Source organism: Amycolatopsis sp. NPDC033938 (assembly GCF_055575975.1).
On record NZ_JBVIRO010000001.1, the window covers coordinates 1281559 to 1297208 of the forward strand.

The following is a 15650-nucleotide window of genomic DNA, read 5'->3' on the forward strand; positions in this document are numbered from 1 at the left end:
GCCCGGCGGCGGCGTGCCTCACCCGGACGGACCAGTCCGGATGTCATGGTCGGATCATGAAGCTGCTCACCCGCGACGAACGCCCGCCGGGCGAAGAGCCGGTGAGTGACCTCGTCCCCGAGCCGGAGGTGTCCAGGGCAAAGCGGGTTCGGGTGTTGCTCGCCGCCGCCTGCGCGCCCTTGCTCTTCTCCTACACCGCCGTCGCGACCGTTCTCGCGGTGGTGGCGTTCACCGCCGACCGGTCCCGCTTCTCCGCCACCGGCGCTCTGCTCGCCGCGGGGCCGGGCTGGCTCGCCTCGTGGCAGGTGGAACTCGAACTCGAAGGCCATCCGATCGGCGTGCTGCCGCTGCTGCCGACGCTCGGCGTCGCGTGGTTCACGGCTCGGACGGCGGCGCGGGCCGTGCGCCGGATCGGGGGCAGGACCCCGTCGGACGCGCTTCCGGTGGTCGTCGTGATCGCCGCTGCGCACGCGTTGTTCGGCGTGCTCATCGCCCTGCTGGCCGGAGGATCGCCGGTCGAGGTGAACCCGCTGACAGCCTTCTGCGTGCCGGGACTGATCGCCGGGCTCGCCGCCGTCGTGGGAACGGCCAAGCGGTGCGGGCTGCCCGACACGCTGCGGGACCGGTTCGACCCGGTGGCCGTACACGGCCTGCGGGCGGGCGCGCTCGGCCTCGCCGCGATGGTCGCTTGTGGCGCGGCGGTGTTCACCGCGGCCACCGCGGCCTCATGGTCCACTGTGGACAGTTTGTTCGAGCCCGGCCTCGGCGCGAGTTCCGGGCTGTTCGTGCTTTCCGTGGCCTATCTGCCGAACGCCGTCATCGCCGCGCTGTCCTTCACCACCGGGCCGGGTTTCTCGGTCGGTTCGCTGACCGTCGGCATGTTCGGCTACCAGGAAGGGCGGCTGCCCGGCGTGCCGGTGCTGGCGGGGATCCCGTCGCACCACGCGGTCTGGTGGCCGGCGCTGCTGCTCCTTCCCGCGCTGGTCGGCGCGCTGGTCGGCTGGAAGATCCGCGCCATCGACGAGGATCCGATGTTGCGCATGCGCGCGGTCGCCGTCGCGGGCGCGCTCGTCGCGTTCGGCTGCGTCGTCCTGGGGACACTGGCGGGCGGAAGGCTCGGCGACGGGCCCTTCGACCCGGTCAGCGTGCCGGTCGGGGTCGCGTCGGTGATCGTCTTCTGCTGGATCGTCATTCCCGGCGGGTTCGTCGCCTTCTTCGCCGGAGCGCACGAACCTCCCGCGCCGCCAGGGGAACCGGGCGTCATCGCCGAAGACACCGAAGACTCTGAAGACACTGATGTCACCGAAGCCGCCGAAACCGAGGAAGAGTCCGAAGAGGACGAAGGGGCGGAACCGGACGAAGACAGCGAAGCCGAACTCGCACCCGAGGCCGAGCTCGACGACGAATTCGAGGACGAGGTCGAAGCGGAACTCGCCCGCGAGCTGGGTGAGGACCTCGACGAGACGCTGGCCGAGATCGAGACCGAATCCGAGCCTGAGCAGGACATCGCTGTGACCGAATCCACCGAGGGGTCCGGCGACGAAAGCGCGCCCGACGGCGACCGTTAGGGTTGTCGTGACCAGGTGAAGCGCCGTACGCCCGAGTGCGTACCGCCGTGGCAAGGAGCCCGTTCTGGCTAGTCGGTTGGACCTGCCCACTCCGGTGAAGCTCGTCGTCCTCGCGTCCGGTTCCGGCACGCTGCTGCAGGCCGTGCTCGACGCCGCCGAAAAGCCGAACTATCCGGCGAAGGTGGTCGCAGTCGGGGCCGACCGCACCGGGATCGCGGCGCTGACGCGCGCCGAACGCGCCGGCGTCCCCTCGTTCGCGGTGCGGATGGCCGACCACCCGGACCGTGCGGCGTGGGACAAGGCGATCACCGAAGCCGTCGCCGCCTACCAGCCCGACCTGGTCGTTTCGGCGGGATTCATGAAGATCCTCGGCGCCGAATTCCTCGCGCGATTCCCCGGCCGCGTGATCAACACGCATCCGGCGTTGCTGCCGTCGTTCCCCGGCGCGCACGCCGTGGCCGACGCGCTGGCGATGGCCGTGAAGGTCACCGGGTCGACGGTCCATTTCGTCGACGCCGGGGTGGACACCGGGCCGATCATCGCGCAGGAGGCGGTGGTCGTGGAGCCCGATGACGACGAGAACGTCCTGCACGAACGGATCAAGGCCGTGGAACGCAGGCTCCTGGTGGAAACGATCGAAAAACTCGGCCGGAGCGGGTGCTCGGTCGAGGGACGAAAGGTGAGGTTTTCGTGAGTACCGCACAGGGACAGCGTCCCGTCCGTCGCGCGCTGATCGGCGTCTCGGACAAGGCCGGCCTGCTCGAACTCGCCACCGGGCTGCACGCGGCGGGGGTCGAGATCGTGTCGACCGGCGGCACGGCGAAGGTCATCGCGAACGCCGGGGTGCCGGTGACGCCGGTCGAAGAGGTCACCGGGTTCCCCGAGTCCCTCGACGGCCGGGTCAAGACGCTGCACCCCCGCGTGCACGCGGGCCTGCTCGCCGACCGTGATCGTCCGGAGCACGTCGAGCAGCTCAAGCAGCTGGACATCGCGCCGTTCGACCTGCTCGTGGTCAACCTGTACCCGTTCACGCAGACCGTCGCCTCCGGCGCGAGCCCCGAAGACTGCGTCGAGAACATCGACATCGGTGGCCCGGCGATGGTGCGCGCGGCGGCGAAGAACCACAACAGCGTCGCCGTCGTGGTCGACCCCTCCCGCTACGAGTGGGTGCTGGAGCGCGTCGCCGACGGCGGCTTCGCACTGGCCGACCGCAAGCGCCTCGCCGCTCAGGCGTACGCGCACACGGCCGCGTACGACACCGCCGTCGCCGCGTGGTTCGCCAACGTCTACGCGCCGGCGGACGACTCCGGCTTCCCGGACTTCACCGGCGCGAGCTGGGAGCGCGGCGATGTCCTGCGCTACGGCGAGAACCCGCACCAGAAGGCCGCGCTGTACAAGCACTGGCGGCCGGGTCTCGCGCATGCGGAGCAGCTGCACGGCAAGGCCATGTCGTACAACAACTACGTCGACACCGACGCCGCGCGCCGCGCCGCCTACGACTTCGAGGCTCCGGCCGTCGCGATCATCAAGCACGCCAACCCGTGCGGGATCGCCGTCGGCCAGGACATCGCCGAGGCACACCGGAAGGCGCACGCGTGCGACCCGGTTTCGGCGTACGGCGGGGTGATCGCGACCAACCGGCCGGTGAGCCGGGAAGCGGCCGAGCAGATCGCCGAGGTGTTCACCGAGGTCGTCCTGGCGCCGGACTTCGACCCCGAGGCGCTGGAGATCCTGCAGCGCAAGAAGAACGTGCGGCTGCTGAAGCTGCCGGCCATCACGTCGCCGGATCCGATCGAGTTCCGGCCGATCTCCGGCGGCATGCTGGTGCAGACCGTCGACACGATCGCCGCCGAGGGCGACGACCCGGCGAACTGGACCCTTGCCACCGGCGCGCCCGCCGACGAGCGGACGCTGGCCGACCTCGAGTTCGCGTGGCGTTCGCTGCGCGCGGTGAAGTCGAACGCGATCCTGCTGGCGAACGACGGCGCGACCGTCGGCGTCGGCATGGGTCAGGTCAACCGGGTCGACTCCTCGCGGCTCGCGGTCTCGCGGGCGGGCGACCGCGCGAAGGGCTCCGTCGCCGCTTCGGACGCCTTCTTCCCGTTCCCGGACGGGCTCGAGGTCCTGCTGGAGGCCGGTGTCCGCGCCGTCGTCCAGCCGGGCGGCTCGATCCGCGACGCCGAGGTCATCGCCGCCGCCGAGGCCGCCGGGGTCACCCTGTACCTCACCGGTACGCGCCACTTCGCGCACTGAGGCCACGTCGCCTTTAGCGGGCTAAACGCGACGCGTTCAGCTCGCTAAAGGCGCTCCCGAGGGGGGAGTTCGGATGTATCAGCAGCCGGAGGGACCGGGTGGGCCGCCGGGATTCGCGCCGCCTCCGCCGCCATGGGTGGCGGCAAAGGCGAAGAAAAGACGCCGAGTCGTCCTGATCCTGGTGATCGTCGCGGTGACGGCCCTGCTCGTCGGTGGCGGCGTCACTGGCGGCATCTTCGCTTCGCAGTACTACAAGTCGACCGGGGTGGCGCCGACGTCGACCCCGGCCCCGCCGGAGTGCGAGGCCTTGCGGCCGACCATGGAGCGAATCGGCGTCCCGAACCTCACCGAGGTCAAGGTCGGCCTGCCGTCTGCGGCCGCCACGTCATCGAAGGACACTTCCTGCAACTGGCGGCCTTCCCTCGGCGAGCACGTGCGCCACCGGTCGCTGCATGTCTCGATCACTGCCTTCACCGGACCGGACGCCGAGCGGAAGGCGAGCGACTACAACCCGCCCACCAAGGGCGAGATCGTCCCGCTTCCGGAGATCTCGGAACGAGCGTGGTCCCGGGTCGAGCGGGCCAGCGGCGCATCCCGCTTGGCGGAACTGTGGGCACAGCGCGGCACGGTCCAGATCTGGGTCATGTACTCCGCGAAGGACAAGGGCTTCTTCGCGGACGAGCGTGTGCCTGACGAGGTGCTCGTCGGCGAGGCCAAGGCCGTCGCCCTCGCCGCATTCGACTCGGCGCGCTGACCACCCGGCACCCATGCCCCCGGCCGCCGTGCCATGCTGACCGCGTGTCGCCTTTAGCGGGCTAAACGCGATACGGACGGACGCGAATCGCCAGGGGAGGATCGGTGCACCAGCCGCCGCAGGGGTACGGCCAGGGACCGGGCTATGGGCAGGGAGGCCCGCCGGGCTACGGGCAGCAGCCGGGGTACGGACAGCAGCCCGGCGGGTACGGCCCGCCGCAGCCCGGTGGCCCGGGGTACGGCCCCCCGCCCGGATACGGCCCGCCCGGCTACGGGCAGCCGCCGAAGAAGAAAAAGACCGGGCTGATCGTCGGCCTGATCGTGGGCGGCGTCGTCCTGCTCGGCCTGGGCATCCCCGGCGGGATCTTCGCGTCGGAGTACTACTCGTCGGTCGGCAAGCCGCCGGTCGCCCAGCAGCCGCCGCCCGAGTGCAAGATCTCCCCGGAGGTCCTGAACAAGACGGTCACCACCAGCTTCCAGGGCTTCCGCGAAAACGAGATCAAGGCGCTGGAGATCGTCACCAAGCAGTACGGCTGCTCCTGGGCTGCACCGGACGGTGACAACGTCCACGACCGTGCCCTGCAGGTCACGATCTACCGCCACGAAGGACCGGACGCCGGGAAACGGGCGGCGGAGTCCTCCACCGGATCGGCCTCGCCGTCCGAGCGCCAGCAGCAGGTCCCGGGGATCGGAGACAAGGCGGTTCTCGTCTCTCTGGACACCGAGAGCGCCTTCAGCGGCGCCGAACTGCGGGTCATCCAGGGCGTGTACGTGGTCGTCGTCACCTATAAGGGCTGGGACAAGGGGTTCTTCACGAACTCGCCGATCCCTCCCGCGGAGTCCGCCGAAGTGGCGAAGTCGGTCGGTGCCGAGCTCGTGAAGAACCTGCCCAAGTAGGCGCTACGCGTAGAGGTCGTTCAGCCAGCCCGTCCACGCCCTCTCGGCCTTGTCCGTGTCCGCGTCCGCGGCGAACAGGTGGTGCCCGATGCCGACCGGCCGGCCCCACACGTTCCGGCCGTAGAAGCGGTACAGCGCGTCTTCGGTCCGGATGCCGAGGAAATTCGACGTCAGGTAGTCGACGACACCCTCGACGTCGTCGACGCCCGGGACCGCGAAGCGCACCTTGTCGCCCACAGCCGTCGCTCCGACAGCGGCCAGAACCGTTTCGAACGCCTCCGGTGCCGTTGACGCTTCGGGCGCGTCGGCTTTGAAGTACTTCGCCTCGCGACGGTTGAAGTGCGCCAGGTACTCACCGAGTGAGTGGTAGTAGAAGTCCGTGTGACGGCGGCAGGCGTCGTATTCGACGTCCCAGTCGTCGAGGACGGTGGTGTGCTCGTAGCGCAGGTACGTCCCGCCGTCCTTCGGTTCGAGGACGTACTCGAGGGTGTTGAACCAGCCCTTCTCGTCTTCGGCGTAGGTGACGAAGTGCCGCGACGGCTTCCAGACGGTCACCATGCCGCCGTTCGGGGTGAGGCCGGATTCGGCACCGCCGTCGCGGGGCTCGTAGCGGATCGGCCAGAGCCAGCCGCCCGTGCCCGCGGTGATCGCGGCCCAGGTGTCGGCGGGGGTGGTGGGCAGGAAGCCCTCGAAGCGGACCTCGGATTCCTTCGCCATGACTGTCCTCTCTCTTTGCCTTCATAGAGGCGACGCCTGGCCGGGGCCCGTTTCGACAAACGGATCGCGTTTAGCCCGCTAAAGGCGACGTGACGCAGGTCACAGTCGTGGGTGTCGAAGTGGCTGGGGCGGCCGCGTCCCTGGGGTGTCCGCGAAGACAGCGATCAGAGGAGACCGACATGGACCAGAGCGCGATCGATGAAATCCTGAACCGCCCGCTCGCCCAGGAGTTGCTGGCCCGTGACCTGGCCTGGCTCGCCTTCACCTGGCACGACGGCACGCCGCGGTCGATCCCGATCGGCATCTTCTGGAACGGCGAGGAGATCGTCATGTGCACGTCGAAGAACGCGCGGAAGCTGCCCGCGTTGCGCCGCAACCCCGCGGTCGCGCTGACCATCGACACCGAATCCCACCCGCCGAAGGTCCTGCTCATCCGCGGTCGCGCCGAACTGGACGTCGTCGACGGCATTCCCCACGAGTACATGCAGTGGAACGGCACTTACGAGATGACGCCCGAGCAGCGGGCCGAGTGGGAGGAGGGCGTGCGCTCGCTCTACGACGGCATGGTCCGGATCGTGGTGACCCCGACCTGGGTGAAACTGCTCGACTTCGAGACCACCCTGCCCACCAATATCGAGGAGCTCATGCGGCGGCAGAAGGAACGTCAGAGCGCCTGATGCGGCGATCAGCCGGCGATGGGATGGCGCGCCTGAAAGGCGAGCCTCCCGTCGGCGGCCGCCGCGATGCGGTCGAGCACGTCGTCCAGCGCCATGAAGACCTCCCACGGTGCCCGCCCGCTCGCGACGGCCAGGCGGCCGACCAGTAGTTGTTCGAGGTCGTTGACCCGCTTCGCCTTCCACACCTTGTCCGCCGTGCTCACGAGCAGATCCTCGACGCCGACGTCCGCGCCCCAGGACGCGTGCGTCCGGGCGAAACGTGCCCGTTCTTCGTCGATCCCTTGGGACAGAAGGAGTTCGTAACCGGCCTGCTCGTGTGCCGAACCGGGTCCGGACAGCTCTTCGTGGTGGATCGTCTTGCCGATGTCGTGGGTGGCCGCGCCGAACAGTGCCGCTTCGCGGTCGAAGGGCAGCTCCGGGAACTGCTTCTCCAGCCAGTCGGCCAGCGAGCAGGCCACATCGTGGACAGCGCGGAGATGTGCGGCGAGGCGCGGGGGAGCGGCCAGCTCCTCCAGTAGGACGGCGACCTCGTCCGGCAGCGGGCGTAGCGGCGGCTCACCGGTTTCGGACAACGCGCGACGCAAGGCTCCCGACGGTGTGGAGCCGGTCGAAGGACTCATGGTGTCCAGAATGGCAGAAAGTGCCGCTCATCCCGTCGTCGCGCAGGCCCTCTCCGCGGGGTTTTCCTTTCAGGCGCCGGTGTTCCCCGGGTTTGGTCGTGACAGGTCCGGTGATCGTTCCCACGTCGCTTGACAACCGCCGCGGCAGCCGGTGTACTGGATGTATCGAACACGCGTTCGAAGTTCGAGGTATGCAGTTCGGAGTACCGCCTTCCCCGTGGTACGCCCAAAACCGTCCATAAAGGACGGTTCAGGTGCAGTGGGGAGGCGAGGTTCGTGACAGCGGAGGTGGTCGAGGCACGGGCCTTGCCGTTGGCGAGGCTGGCGGCTTTGCCAGGAGTGAGCACGGCCAGTGGCGTGGCTTCCGCGGCCGAACACGCGAGGACGACGGGAAGGGTGCTCCCGGTGTCCCCGGCGTTGTCCGGTCTGCTGCCCGCCGCGGGGCTCCGGCGCGGGAGCACCGTTTCGGTGCTGGGGTCCACGTCACTGTTGCTCACCCTGCTCGCCGCCGCGACCGCCGGCGGTGCGTGGGCGGTCGCGGTCGGCCTGCCCGCGCTCGGGGTGGTCGCCGCCGCGGAACTCGGGGTCGAGGTGGGCAGGCTCGCGCTGGTCCCCCGTCCCGGTGCCGAGTTCCCGGCGGTGACCGCGGCCCTGCTCGACGGCTTCGATCTCGTGGTCGTCGGTCCTGGGCTCGCCCGGCCCGAGGTGGCGAGGCGGCTTTCCGCGCGCGCTCGCCATCGCGGTTCGGTCCTGCTCTCTTCGGGGCCGTGGCCCGGCGCCGAAGTGGAACTGACCTGTCACCGATCCCGCTGGACGGGCTTCACCGGCGGCGGCGCGGGCTACCTGCGCGCCCGCGAGGTCGAGGTGCGGGCCGGTGGCCGGGGTGCGGCCGCCCGGCCGATGTCGGCGTCGCTGCGGTTCCCCGGCGAGGGTGGAGTCGAGCGAGCGGACCTTCCCGCGACCAGGTGGGGGACGGCGTGAACCCGCCTGTGCGCATGCTGGTGCTGTGGTGTCCCGACTGGCCGGCCGTCGCAGCCGCGGCCGTCGCGGGTGAACCCGTCGGCCGCCCGGCCGCGGTCTTCTCGGCGAACCGCGTGGTCGCCTGTACCGCGGTGGCCAGGGGATACGGCGTCCGCCGCGGGATGCGGCGGCGCGAGGCCCAGTCCTGCTGCCCGGAGCTGGCGGTCTTCGGCGAGGACGACGGTCGTGACGCCCGGCTCTTCGAACCCGTCGCGCAGGCGGTGGAGGAACTGGCCGTCGGGGTCGAGGTGGTGCGCCCGGGGATCGTCGCCGTCCCGGTCGACGGCGCGGCCGGTTACTTCGGCGGTGAACACGGGCTGCTTGAACGGCTGGTGGACGAGGTGTCCGTGGCCGCGGGGGTGGAATGCCAGGTCGGCGTCGCCGACGGGCTGTTCGCCGCGACACTCGCCGCCCGCCGTTCGACGCTGGTCGAGCCGGGTGAGACGGCGGAATTCCTCGCCCCGTTGCCCATCCGCGAACTCGACCAGCCCGAAGCCGGCCGGGCCGAACTGGTCACCTTGCTCCGGCAGCTCGGCCTTCGCACGCTGGGGGCTTTCGCCGCGCTCGACGAAAGCGACGTCTCCGCGCGCTTCGGCATGGAAGGCGTGCTCGCCCACCGGTTGGCACGCGGGCGTTCCGAACGTCCGCCGTTGCGCCGGCGTCCGCCGCCCGAACTGTCGCTCGCGAAGACGTTCGACCCGCCGATCGATCGGGTGGACGCCGCCGCGTTCGTGGCGAAGGGGCTCGGCGAGCGGTTCCACACCGGACTCGCCGCACACGGGCTGGCCTGCACCCGGCTCGGTATCTACGCCACCACCGAGACCGGTGAACAGCTCGGCCGGGTGTGGCGTTGCGCCGAGCCGCTGACCCCACTCGGCGTCGCCGACAGGGTGCGCTGGCAGTTCGAAGGCTGGCTGAAAGCGAAAGAGCGCCCCAATTCCGGGGTCGTGCGGCTGCGGCTGGAGCCCGAGGAGACCGTCGAAGGCCGGACGCTGCAACTCGGGTTGTGGCAGGCGGGCGCGTCAGGCGTGCTGCGGCCGTCCACCGAAGACGACGACCTGGCCGGTGAGCGAGCGGGCCGGGCACTGGTTCGGGTGCAGGGGCTGCTCGGTCCGGAAAGTGTCTTCACCGCGGTACTCGACGGCGGTCGCGATCCCGCCGAACGCGTCCGGCTGGTGCCGTGGGGCGACAGACGGGAGAAGTCCGCGCAAGCGGACGCGAACTGGGCAGGACGGCTCCCGGCGCCCTCCCCGGCGACGGTGTTCGCGCGGCCGGTGCCCGCCCAGGTGCTGGACGAGAACGGCCGCCTGGTGGAGATCACCGCGCGGCGCCGGGTCACCGCCGCGCCGTTCCTCGTGAGCTTCGAGGGCGGCGAGCCGCGTGAAGTCCTCGCGTGGGCCGGTCCGTGGCTGGTCGGTGTCCGGGCCGGGGCCGGGCACGCGCGGTCGGGGACCCGGATCCGCCTGCAGGTGCTGCTGGCCGACCGGAATGACGCCGAGGAAGCGGTGCTGCTCCGGTTCGAACACCACGAGAATCCGATGTGGACACTGGAAGGGAAGTACGACTGACCATGGACGAGGAGTACACGCGGCTGGTGCGGCGATGGCTGGAAGAACCGGCCATCCCGGTGCAGCGCGCCGAGTTGGACACGGCATGGGCGGCGTGCGTCCCGCGAACGGAAGTGTTCGTCCCCGTGCCGAGGCGTTCTCCCGAGAACAGGTGACCGATGGGCTGGAACAACCCTCCACGGCCGTGGAAGGACCTCGCCCGCGAGCTCGCGGGCGAGGTCCCGCCCGGTGACGGCGGGGACAGCCCCGCGTGGAGCGCCAAACGGCACGGCTATCAGCGGCCCGCCGATCTCGCCGACCTGAGCGGTGACGACGACGGCGCCACCGCGCGCCGGGTGCCGTACGCCGAACTGCACTGCCATTCGAACTTCAGCTTCCTCGACGGGGCGAGCCATCCCGAGGAACTGGTGGAGGAGGCCGCGCGCCTGGGCTTGGACGCGATCGCGCTCACCGATCACGACGGCATGTACGGCGTGGTGCGGTTCGCCGAGGCGGCCAGGGAACTCGGCGTGCACACCGTCTTCGGCACGGAACTCAGTTTCGGGCTGTCCGGTCCGCAGAACGGGTTCGCCGACCCCGAGGGTGAGCACCTTCTCCTGCTGGCCAAGGGGCAGGACGGTTACCTGAGCCTGAACCGGGCGATCACCGCCGGTCAGCTGTACGGCTTCGACAGGCAGTCGTTGTCCCCCAAGGAAAGGGCGGAAAAGGGCAGACCGGTCTACGACCTGCGCGCGGTCGCCGAAGAGGTCCGCGGGAAGTGTGTCGTGCTCACCGGCTGCCGCAAGGGGGCGGTGCGGAAGGCGCTCGTCACCGAGGGGCCAGCCGCGGCCGTGGTGCGGTTGAAGGAACTCATCGATCGCTTCGGCCGGGACAACGTCTACGTCGAACTGATCGACCACAGTCTTCCCTTGGACAGCACGCACAACGACCTGCTGAGCGAGATGGCCGACGAGTTCGGGTTGCCGACGGTGGCGACCACGGCGGCGCATTACGCCCGGCCGGAGCGTGCTCCGCTGGCCGACGCGCTGAGCGCGATCCGCGCCCGGCGCGGGTTGGAGGACATGGAGGGCTGGCTGCCCGCCGCGGGGACGGCGTTCCTGCGGTCGGGGGAGGAGATGGCCGAGATCTTCGCGCGGTATCCGGGCGCGGTGCAACGGGCGGCGTTACTCGGCCGGGAATGCGCGTTCGAACTGCATCACATCGTGCCGAAGCTGCCACCGTTCGACGTGCCGGATGGGCATACCGAAGCGTCCTACTTGCGGCACCTCACCAAGGAAGGCGCGAAGGAGCATGAGAAGAACAAGGACGCCGAATACCGTGAAAAAGCCCAGAAGCTGATCGACCACGAGCTGAAGATCATCGAAGAACTGGGCTTCCCCGGCTATTTCCTGATCGTCTGGGACATCGTGCGGTTCTGCCGGGAGAAGAACATCCTCTGCCAAGGCCGGGGATCGGCCGCGAACTCGGCGGTCTGCTACGCGCTCGGCATCACCAAGGTCGACGCCGTGCGCTACAACCTGCTCTTCGAACGCTTCCTCGCCCCCGACCGCGACGGCTACCCGGACATCGACCTCGACATCGAATCCGATCGTCGTGAGGAGGCGATCCAGTACGTCTACGAGAAATACGGCAGGCTGAACACCGCGCAGGTGGCGAACGTGATCACCTACCGGGCGCGCTCCGCGGTCCGTGACGCGGCGCGGGCACTGGGATATTCACCCGGCCAGCAGGACGCGTGGAGCAAGCAGATCGACCGCTGGGGTGCGTTGCGGGCCACGGAAAAGGATCACGATCACGACATCCCGGCCGACGTCGTCGAACTCGCTTGCGCGCTCGAGGACTTTCCCCGGCATCTCGGCATCCATTCCGGCGGGATGGTGATCTGCGAGCAGCCGGTGAGCGAGGTCGTGCCGATCGAATGGGCCCGGATGGCGGACCGCAGTGTCGTTCAGTGGGAAAAGGACGACTGCGCCGCCGCGGGTCTGGTCAAATTCGACCTGCTCGGGCTCGGAATGTTGTCGGCCCTGCACTATATGATCGATCTGGTTCGTGACCACAAAGGGGAAGAGGTCGACATCTCCGAATTGGATCTCAAGGATCAGAACGTCTACCGAATGCTCTGCCGCGCCGACGCGATCGGCGTCTTCCAGGTGGAGAGCCGTGCGCAGCTGGCCACCCTGCCTCGCCTGCGCCCCAAGAAGTTCTACGATCTCGCGGTCGAGGTCGCACTCATCCGTCCCGGCCCGATCCAGGGTGGTTCGGTGCATCCCTACATCCGGCGCAAGAATGGCCAGGAGAAATGGGACTTCGATCATCCGAAACTGGAGAACGCGCTGAAGAAGACTCTCGGCGTCCCGTTGTTCCAGGAACAGATGATGCAGATCGCCCTCGACGTCGCCGATTTCACCCCGGCGGAGGCCGATCAGCTGCGGCACGCCATGGGATCCAAACGGTCCGAACGGAGGATGGAACGGCTCAAACGGCGATTCCTCGAAGGCGCCGCGAAGAACGACATCGAAGCGGAACTCGCGGAGAAGATCTTCGGCAAACTCAAGGCTTTCGCGAATTTCGGCTTCCCGGAAAGCCATGCGCTGAGTTTCGCCTTGCTGGTGTTCGCGAGCGCGTATTTCAAGTACTACCACCCGGACGCGTTCCTGGCCGGTCTGCTGCGCGCCCAGCCGATGGGGTTCTACTCGCCGCAGTCACTGGTCGCCGACGCGCGGCGGCACGGGGTGAAGGTGCTCGGCCCGGACATCAACGCCAGTCTTCCGCACGCGACGCTGGAACCGTTGCCGGAAGGGGGAAAACTGCTCGCCGTGCGGGGTGGCCTGTCCACCGTGCGGATGATCGGCGAGAAGCCGGCGAAGGAGATCGTCGAGGAACGCGCACGCGGCGGCCCGTTCGCGGATCTGCCCGAAGTCGCCCGGCGGGTGCGGCTGACCAAACCGCAGATCGAGGCGCTGGCCACGGCCGGCGCGTTCGGCTGTTTCGGCGAGAGCAGGCGGAGCGCGCTCTGGGCGGCGGGCGCGGTCGCCGACGAAAGCCTGGAGAAACTGCCCGGTCTCACCACCGGGGCCAAGGCGCCGATGTTGCCGGGGATGGACGAAATCGACGTCGCGGCCGCGGACGTCTGGGCCACCGGCGTGTCCCCGGACAGCTTCCCGACCCAGTTCGTCCGGGGCCACCTCGACGAACTCGGTGTCGTGACGGCGGCGGGCCTGCGCGAGATCCCGCACGGCACCCACGTGCTGACCGGCGGCGCGGTGACCCATCGCCAGCGGCCGGCGACCGCGGGCGGCGTCACCTTCATGAACCTCGAAGACGAGACGGGGATGATCAACGTCATCTGCACGATGGGGGTGTGGCAGCGCTACCACCGGGTGGCCCGCGGCAGCCCCGCGCTGCTGGTGCGGGGCGTGGTCGAACGCACCGGCGAGGTGGTGAACGTCCTCGCCGAACAGATCCGGCACCTGCCGTTGCGGATCACCGCCAAGTCCCGTGATTTCCGCTGACCCCACTTGACGATCGGCCGGTGTCCATGCTGAAGTTCGATCAGCGTCGCGTGCACCCGGCAAAGAGACCGTCGTGGGCATGGAGGCGCCGGACCATGGGAAATCATGGAAACCCCTGCTCAGACGGACGACCGGTTGACGGCGTTCGGAAATCAACTCATTCAGGTTCACAACTGGCTGCGTAAAGAGCTGGCCAGGCTGCACGACGACCTCGGGTCGGTCGCGGCAGGACGGGCCGAGCGGCTGCGCGATCTCCGGGCGCATTGCCTCACCTTCTGCTCGGCGCTGACCAGGCACCACACCGGGGAGGACGGCGGCGCTTTCCTTGTGCTGTCGGAGAAATTCCCCGAACTGCGGCCGGCTCTCGAAGAACTCGCGCACGACCACGACGTCGTGTCCGGGATCCTCGAACGGCTCGAAGAACTGGTCGCCGGTGTCGGCCCGCGGTCGAGTCAGGCCGAGATCCTGCACGTCCAACGGGAACTGGACGGCCTCACGGCGATCATGGAGACGCATTTCCGCTACGAGGAGAAGCGGATCGTCGAGGCGCTCAACTCGCTGGACATACCGGAGTGGCGGGAGTCGAAGCCGCCTTTCCTGCTGAAATCGCATTAGGACATGATCTGTCCTATACGGTCATTAGGGTTCTCCTCAACGCACTGAACCGACCGAGGAGAACCCTGATGACCAGCGCGAACACCGCCGCCAGCCCGATCCCCGCCGGCTACCACTCGGTGACCCCGTGGATCATTTCGCGCGACACCGCGGGCATGATCGACTTCCTGGAGCGGGTCTTCGACGCCGAGCCGCTGGGTGAACCGGTGTACGTCGAGGGCGGGAAGATCGGGCACGCCGAGGTCCGGATCGGCGACTCCGTCGTCATGCTGTTCGACGCGCAGGACGACTGGGTCGACACCCCGGCGTACCTGCGGCTCTACGTCGAGGACAGTGTGGAGACGCAGCGCCGGGCCGTCGAGGCGGGCGCCGAAGAGGTCACCAGGCAGACGGAACTCTTCTTCGGTGACCGGGTCGGCCGGGTCCGCGACCCGTTCGGCAACCTGTGGTGGATCCAGACCCGGCTCGTCGACCTCGAGTACCCGGAGATGGAGCGCCGCATGAACGACCCGAAGTTCATCGAGGCCATGCGGTACGTGTCGGGCTCGAAGATCGTCCCCAGCCGGTATGCGATCCTGGAGGGGTGACCGAGACTGCGGAAGACGACCGAGAAGCCGTCCTTTCCCAGCAATGGTGGGAAAAACGTAGTTTCGTCGGTTGTGACTTCACCGAGGCGGACCTCCGCGGGCTCCGTACCCAGGGGTGCACCTTCGATCAGTGCGACTTCACCAAGGCCGACTTCGAGGGCTCGCGCCACGAGGCGTCGGCGTTCCGCTCGTGCACCTTCGATCGCAGTGTGCTCGCCGGAACCCGGTGGAGCTCCTGCTCGATGCTCGGTTCGTCCTTTGTGGACTGCCGATTCCAGAAGATCGCGTTCACCGAATGCGATCTGTCGCTGGTCTCACTGAGCCGCAATCGACTGTCCAAAGTGGATCTTTCCGGGCTGCGGCTACGGGAAGCCAACCTGACCGAGGCGGATCTCACCGGCGCCGATCTGCGCGGCGCCGACCTCACCGGGGCCAGGCTGGCGGGCGCGAAACTCGACGGTGCCGACCTGCGCGGTGCCAGGCTCGACGCCAACGGCCTGGTGCAGGCGAACCTCTCGGGCGTCCACGTGGACACCGAGACCGCCGTGGCCTACGCCGCCGCGCACGGCCTCGTCATCCACTGACCCCGCGTGCATGAGCCTTTTACATCCTGGGGTTCGGAGGTGTGGGTGTCGTGAGTGGTAAGTGTCGTTCTAGCCAAGGGTGTTTGAGGTACCTACGGTGGGTGGGTCCGTAGGCGGCCGGGCCGTGAAGGACTCCTTAAGGGACTCAGAGTCCCTCAACGCTCCCCTCACCCGTCGCGGACGGCCATCACGAGCCTCACCAGCACCACCAGTCACACCGGCTGCGCGTGAAGGCCCCCTTCCCTCGGCTCAGCCGAGGGAAGGGGGCCTTCACGCGCT

15 protein-coding genes are annotated in these 15650 nt (G+C 69.0%); 13 read left to right on the forward strand and 2 right to left on the reverse strand.

Features of this window, described 5'->3' with window-relative positions; all coding sequences use genetic code 11:
• Positions 1–56: 56 nt before the first annotated feature.
• From ACZ5ZX_RS06430 to ACZ5ZX_RS06450, 5 genes are all read left to right on the forward strand, one after another.
• Positions 57–1568 (forward strand): cell division protein PerM, encoded by a 1512-nt coding sequence (locus ACZ5ZX_RS06430; protein WP_465500912.1) that lies wholly within the window; start codon positions 57–59, stop codon positions 1566–1568.
• 76 nt (positions 1569–1644) lie between these two features.
• A complete protein-coding gene (gene purN, locus ACZ5ZX_RS06435; protein WP_465500913.1) occupies positions 1645–2262 on the forward strand; it encodes a phosphoribosylglycinamide formyltransferase in 618 nt (205 codons plus the stop codon).
• Entirely contained in the window at positions 2259–3821 is a 1563-nt protein-coding gene (gene purH, locus ACZ5ZX_RS06440; protein WP_465500914.1) for a bifunctional phosphoribosylaminoimidazolecarboxamide formyltransferase/IMP cyclohydrolase, read from the forward strand. The genes purN and purH overlap by 4 nt, the downstream gene beginning before the upstream one ends.
• A gap of 73 nt (positions 3822–3894) precedes the next feature.
• A complete protein-coding gene (locus ACZ5ZX_RS06445) occupies positions 3895–4575 on the forward strand; it encodes a hypothetical protein (protein ID WP_465500915.1) in 681 nt (226 codons plus the stop codon).
• A gap of 104 nt (positions 4576–4679) precedes the next feature.
• Positions 4680–5471 (forward strand): hypothetical protein, encoded by a 792-nt coding sequence (locus ACZ5ZX_RS06450; RefSeq protein ID WP_465500916.1) that lies wholly within the window; start codon positions 4680–4682, stop codon positions 5469–5471.
• A gap of 3 nt (positions 5472–5474) precedes the next feature.
• On the opposite strand, the gene ACZ5ZX_RS06455 is transcribed toward ACZ5ZX_RS06450, so the two are convergent.
• Positions 5475–6188, reverse strand: a complete 714-nt coding sequence (locus tag ACZ5ZX_RS06455) for an SRPBCC family protein (protein WP_465500917.1) — start codon at positions 6186–6188, stop codon at positions 5475–5477.
• A 179-nt stretch (positions 6189–6367) separates the two neighbouring features.
• On the opposite strand from ACZ5ZX_RS06455, the gene ACZ5ZX_RS06460 reads away from it, so the two are divergent.
• Positions 6368–6865 (forward strand): pyridoxamine 5'-phosphate oxidase family protein, encoded by a 498-nt coding sequence (locus tag ACZ5ZX_RS06460; RefSeq protein ID WP_465500918.1) that lies wholly within the window; start codon positions 6368–6370, stop codon positions 6863–6865.
• An 8-nt stretch (positions 6866–6873) separates the two neighbouring features.
• Here ACZ5ZX_RS06460 and ACZ5ZX_RS06465 read toward each other — a convergent pair whose 3' ends face one another.
• Positions 6874–7485 carry an HD domain-containing protein gene (locus ACZ5ZX_RS06465; protein WP_465500919.1) on the reverse strand — a complete coding sequence of 204 codons (612 nt, stop codon included), beginning with the start codon at positions 7483–7485 and terminating at the stop codon, positions 6874–6876.
• A gap of 306 nt (positions 7486–7791) precedes the next feature.
• Between ACZ5ZX_RS06465 and ACZ5ZX_RS06470 the strand changes: the two genes are divergently transcribed.
• The 7 genes from ACZ5ZX_RS06470 (at position 7792) to ACZ5ZX_RS06500 (ending at position 15371) form a co-directional block, all read left to right on the forward strand.
• Positions 7792–8466, forward strand: coding sequence for a hypothetical protein (locus ACZ5ZX_RS06470; protein WP_465501060.1), 675 nt, complete (start codon positions 7792–7794; stop codon positions 8464–8466).
• Positions 8467–8480: 14 nt separating this feature from the next.
• On the forward strand, positions 8481–10073 hold the full coding sequence (locus tag ACZ5ZX_RS06475; protein ID WP_465501061.1) for a DNA polymerase Y family protein: 1593 nt from the start codon (positions 8481–8483) through the stop codon (positions 10071–10073).
• Between the two features lie 2 nt (positions 10074–10075).
• Positions 10076–10228 (forward strand): hypothetical protein, encoded by a 153-nt coding sequence (locus ACZ5ZX_RS06480; protein WP_465500920.1) that lies wholly within the window; start codon positions 10076–10078, stop codon positions 10226–10228.
• A gap of 3 nt (positions 10229–10231) precedes the next feature.
• Positions 10232–13585 (forward strand): error-prone DNA polymerase, encoded by a 3354-nt coding sequence (locus tag ACZ5ZX_RS06485; protein ID WP_465500921.1) that lies wholly within the window; start codon positions 10232–10234, stop codon positions 13583–13585.
• Between the two features lie 105 nt (positions 13586–13690).
• Complete coding sequence (locus ACZ5ZX_RS06490; protein WP_465500922.1) at positions 13691–14200, forward strand: hemerythrin domain-containing protein; 510 nt, start codon at positions 13691–13693, stop codon at positions 14198–14200.
• Positions 14201–14268: 68 nt separating this feature from the next.
• The gene (locus ACZ5ZX_RS06495) at positions 14269–14787 is read left to right on the forward strand and encodes a VOC family protein (RefSeq protein ID WP_465500923.1); all 519 of its coding nucleotides are present in this window, start codon (positions 14269–14271) and stop codon (positions 14785–14787) included.
• Positions 14784–15371 (forward strand): pentapeptide repeat-containing protein, encoded by a 588-nt coding sequence (locus ACZ5ZX_RS06500; protein WP_465500924.1) that lies wholly within the window; start codon positions 14784–14786, stop codon positions 15369–15371. The genes ACZ5ZX_RS06495 and ACZ5ZX_RS06500 overlap by 4 nt, the downstream gene beginning before the upstream one ends.
• The last annotated feature ends 279 nt before the right edge of the window (positions 15372–15650 follow it).

Bases quoted from the DNA above. Each gene is read 5' to 3' on its own strand.
- ACZ5ZX_RS06465 (WP_465500919.1), bottom strand. From the start codon at position 7,485: ATGAGTCCTTCGACCGGCTCCACACCGTCGGGAGCCTTGCGTCGCGCG.
- ACZ5ZX_RS06445 (WP_465500915.1), top strand. From the start codon at position 3,895: ATGTATCAGCAGCCGGAGGGACCGGGTGGGCCGCCGGGATTCGCGCCG.
- ACZ5ZX_RS06495 (WP_465500923.1), top strand. From the start codon at position 14,269: ATGACCAGCGCGAACACCGCCGCCAGCCCGATCCCCGCCGGCTACCAC.
- ACZ5ZX_RS06480 (WP_465500920.1), top strand. From the start codon at position 10,076: ATGGACGAGGAGTACACGCGGCTGGTGCGGCGATGGCTGGAAGAACCG.
- ACZ5ZX_RS06430 (WP_465500912.1), top strand. From the start codon at position 57: ATGAAGCTGCTCACCCGCGACGAACGCCCGCCGGGCGAAGAGCCGGTG.
- ACZ5ZX_RS06485 (WP_465500921.1), top strand. From the start codon at position 10,232: ATGGGCTGGAACAACCCTCCACGGCCGTGGAAGGACCTCGCCCGCGAG.
- ACZ5ZX_RS06460 (WP_465500918.1), top strand. From the start codon at position 6,368: ATGGACCAGAGCGCGATCGATGAAATCCTGAACCGCCCGCTCGCCCAG.
- ACZ5ZX_RS06475 (WP_465501061.1), top strand. From the start codon at position 8,481: ATGCTGGTGCTGTGGTGTCCCGACTGGCCGGCCGTCGCAGCCGCGGCC.
- ACZ5ZX_RS06490 (WP_465500922.1), top strand. From the start codon at position 13,691: ATGGAAACCCCTGCTCAGACGGACGACCGGTTGACGGCGTTCGGAAAT.
- ACZ5ZX_RS06455 (WP_465500917.1), bottom strand. From the start codon at position 6,188: ATGGCGAAGGAATCCGAGGTCCGCTTCGAGGGCTTCCTGCCCACCACC.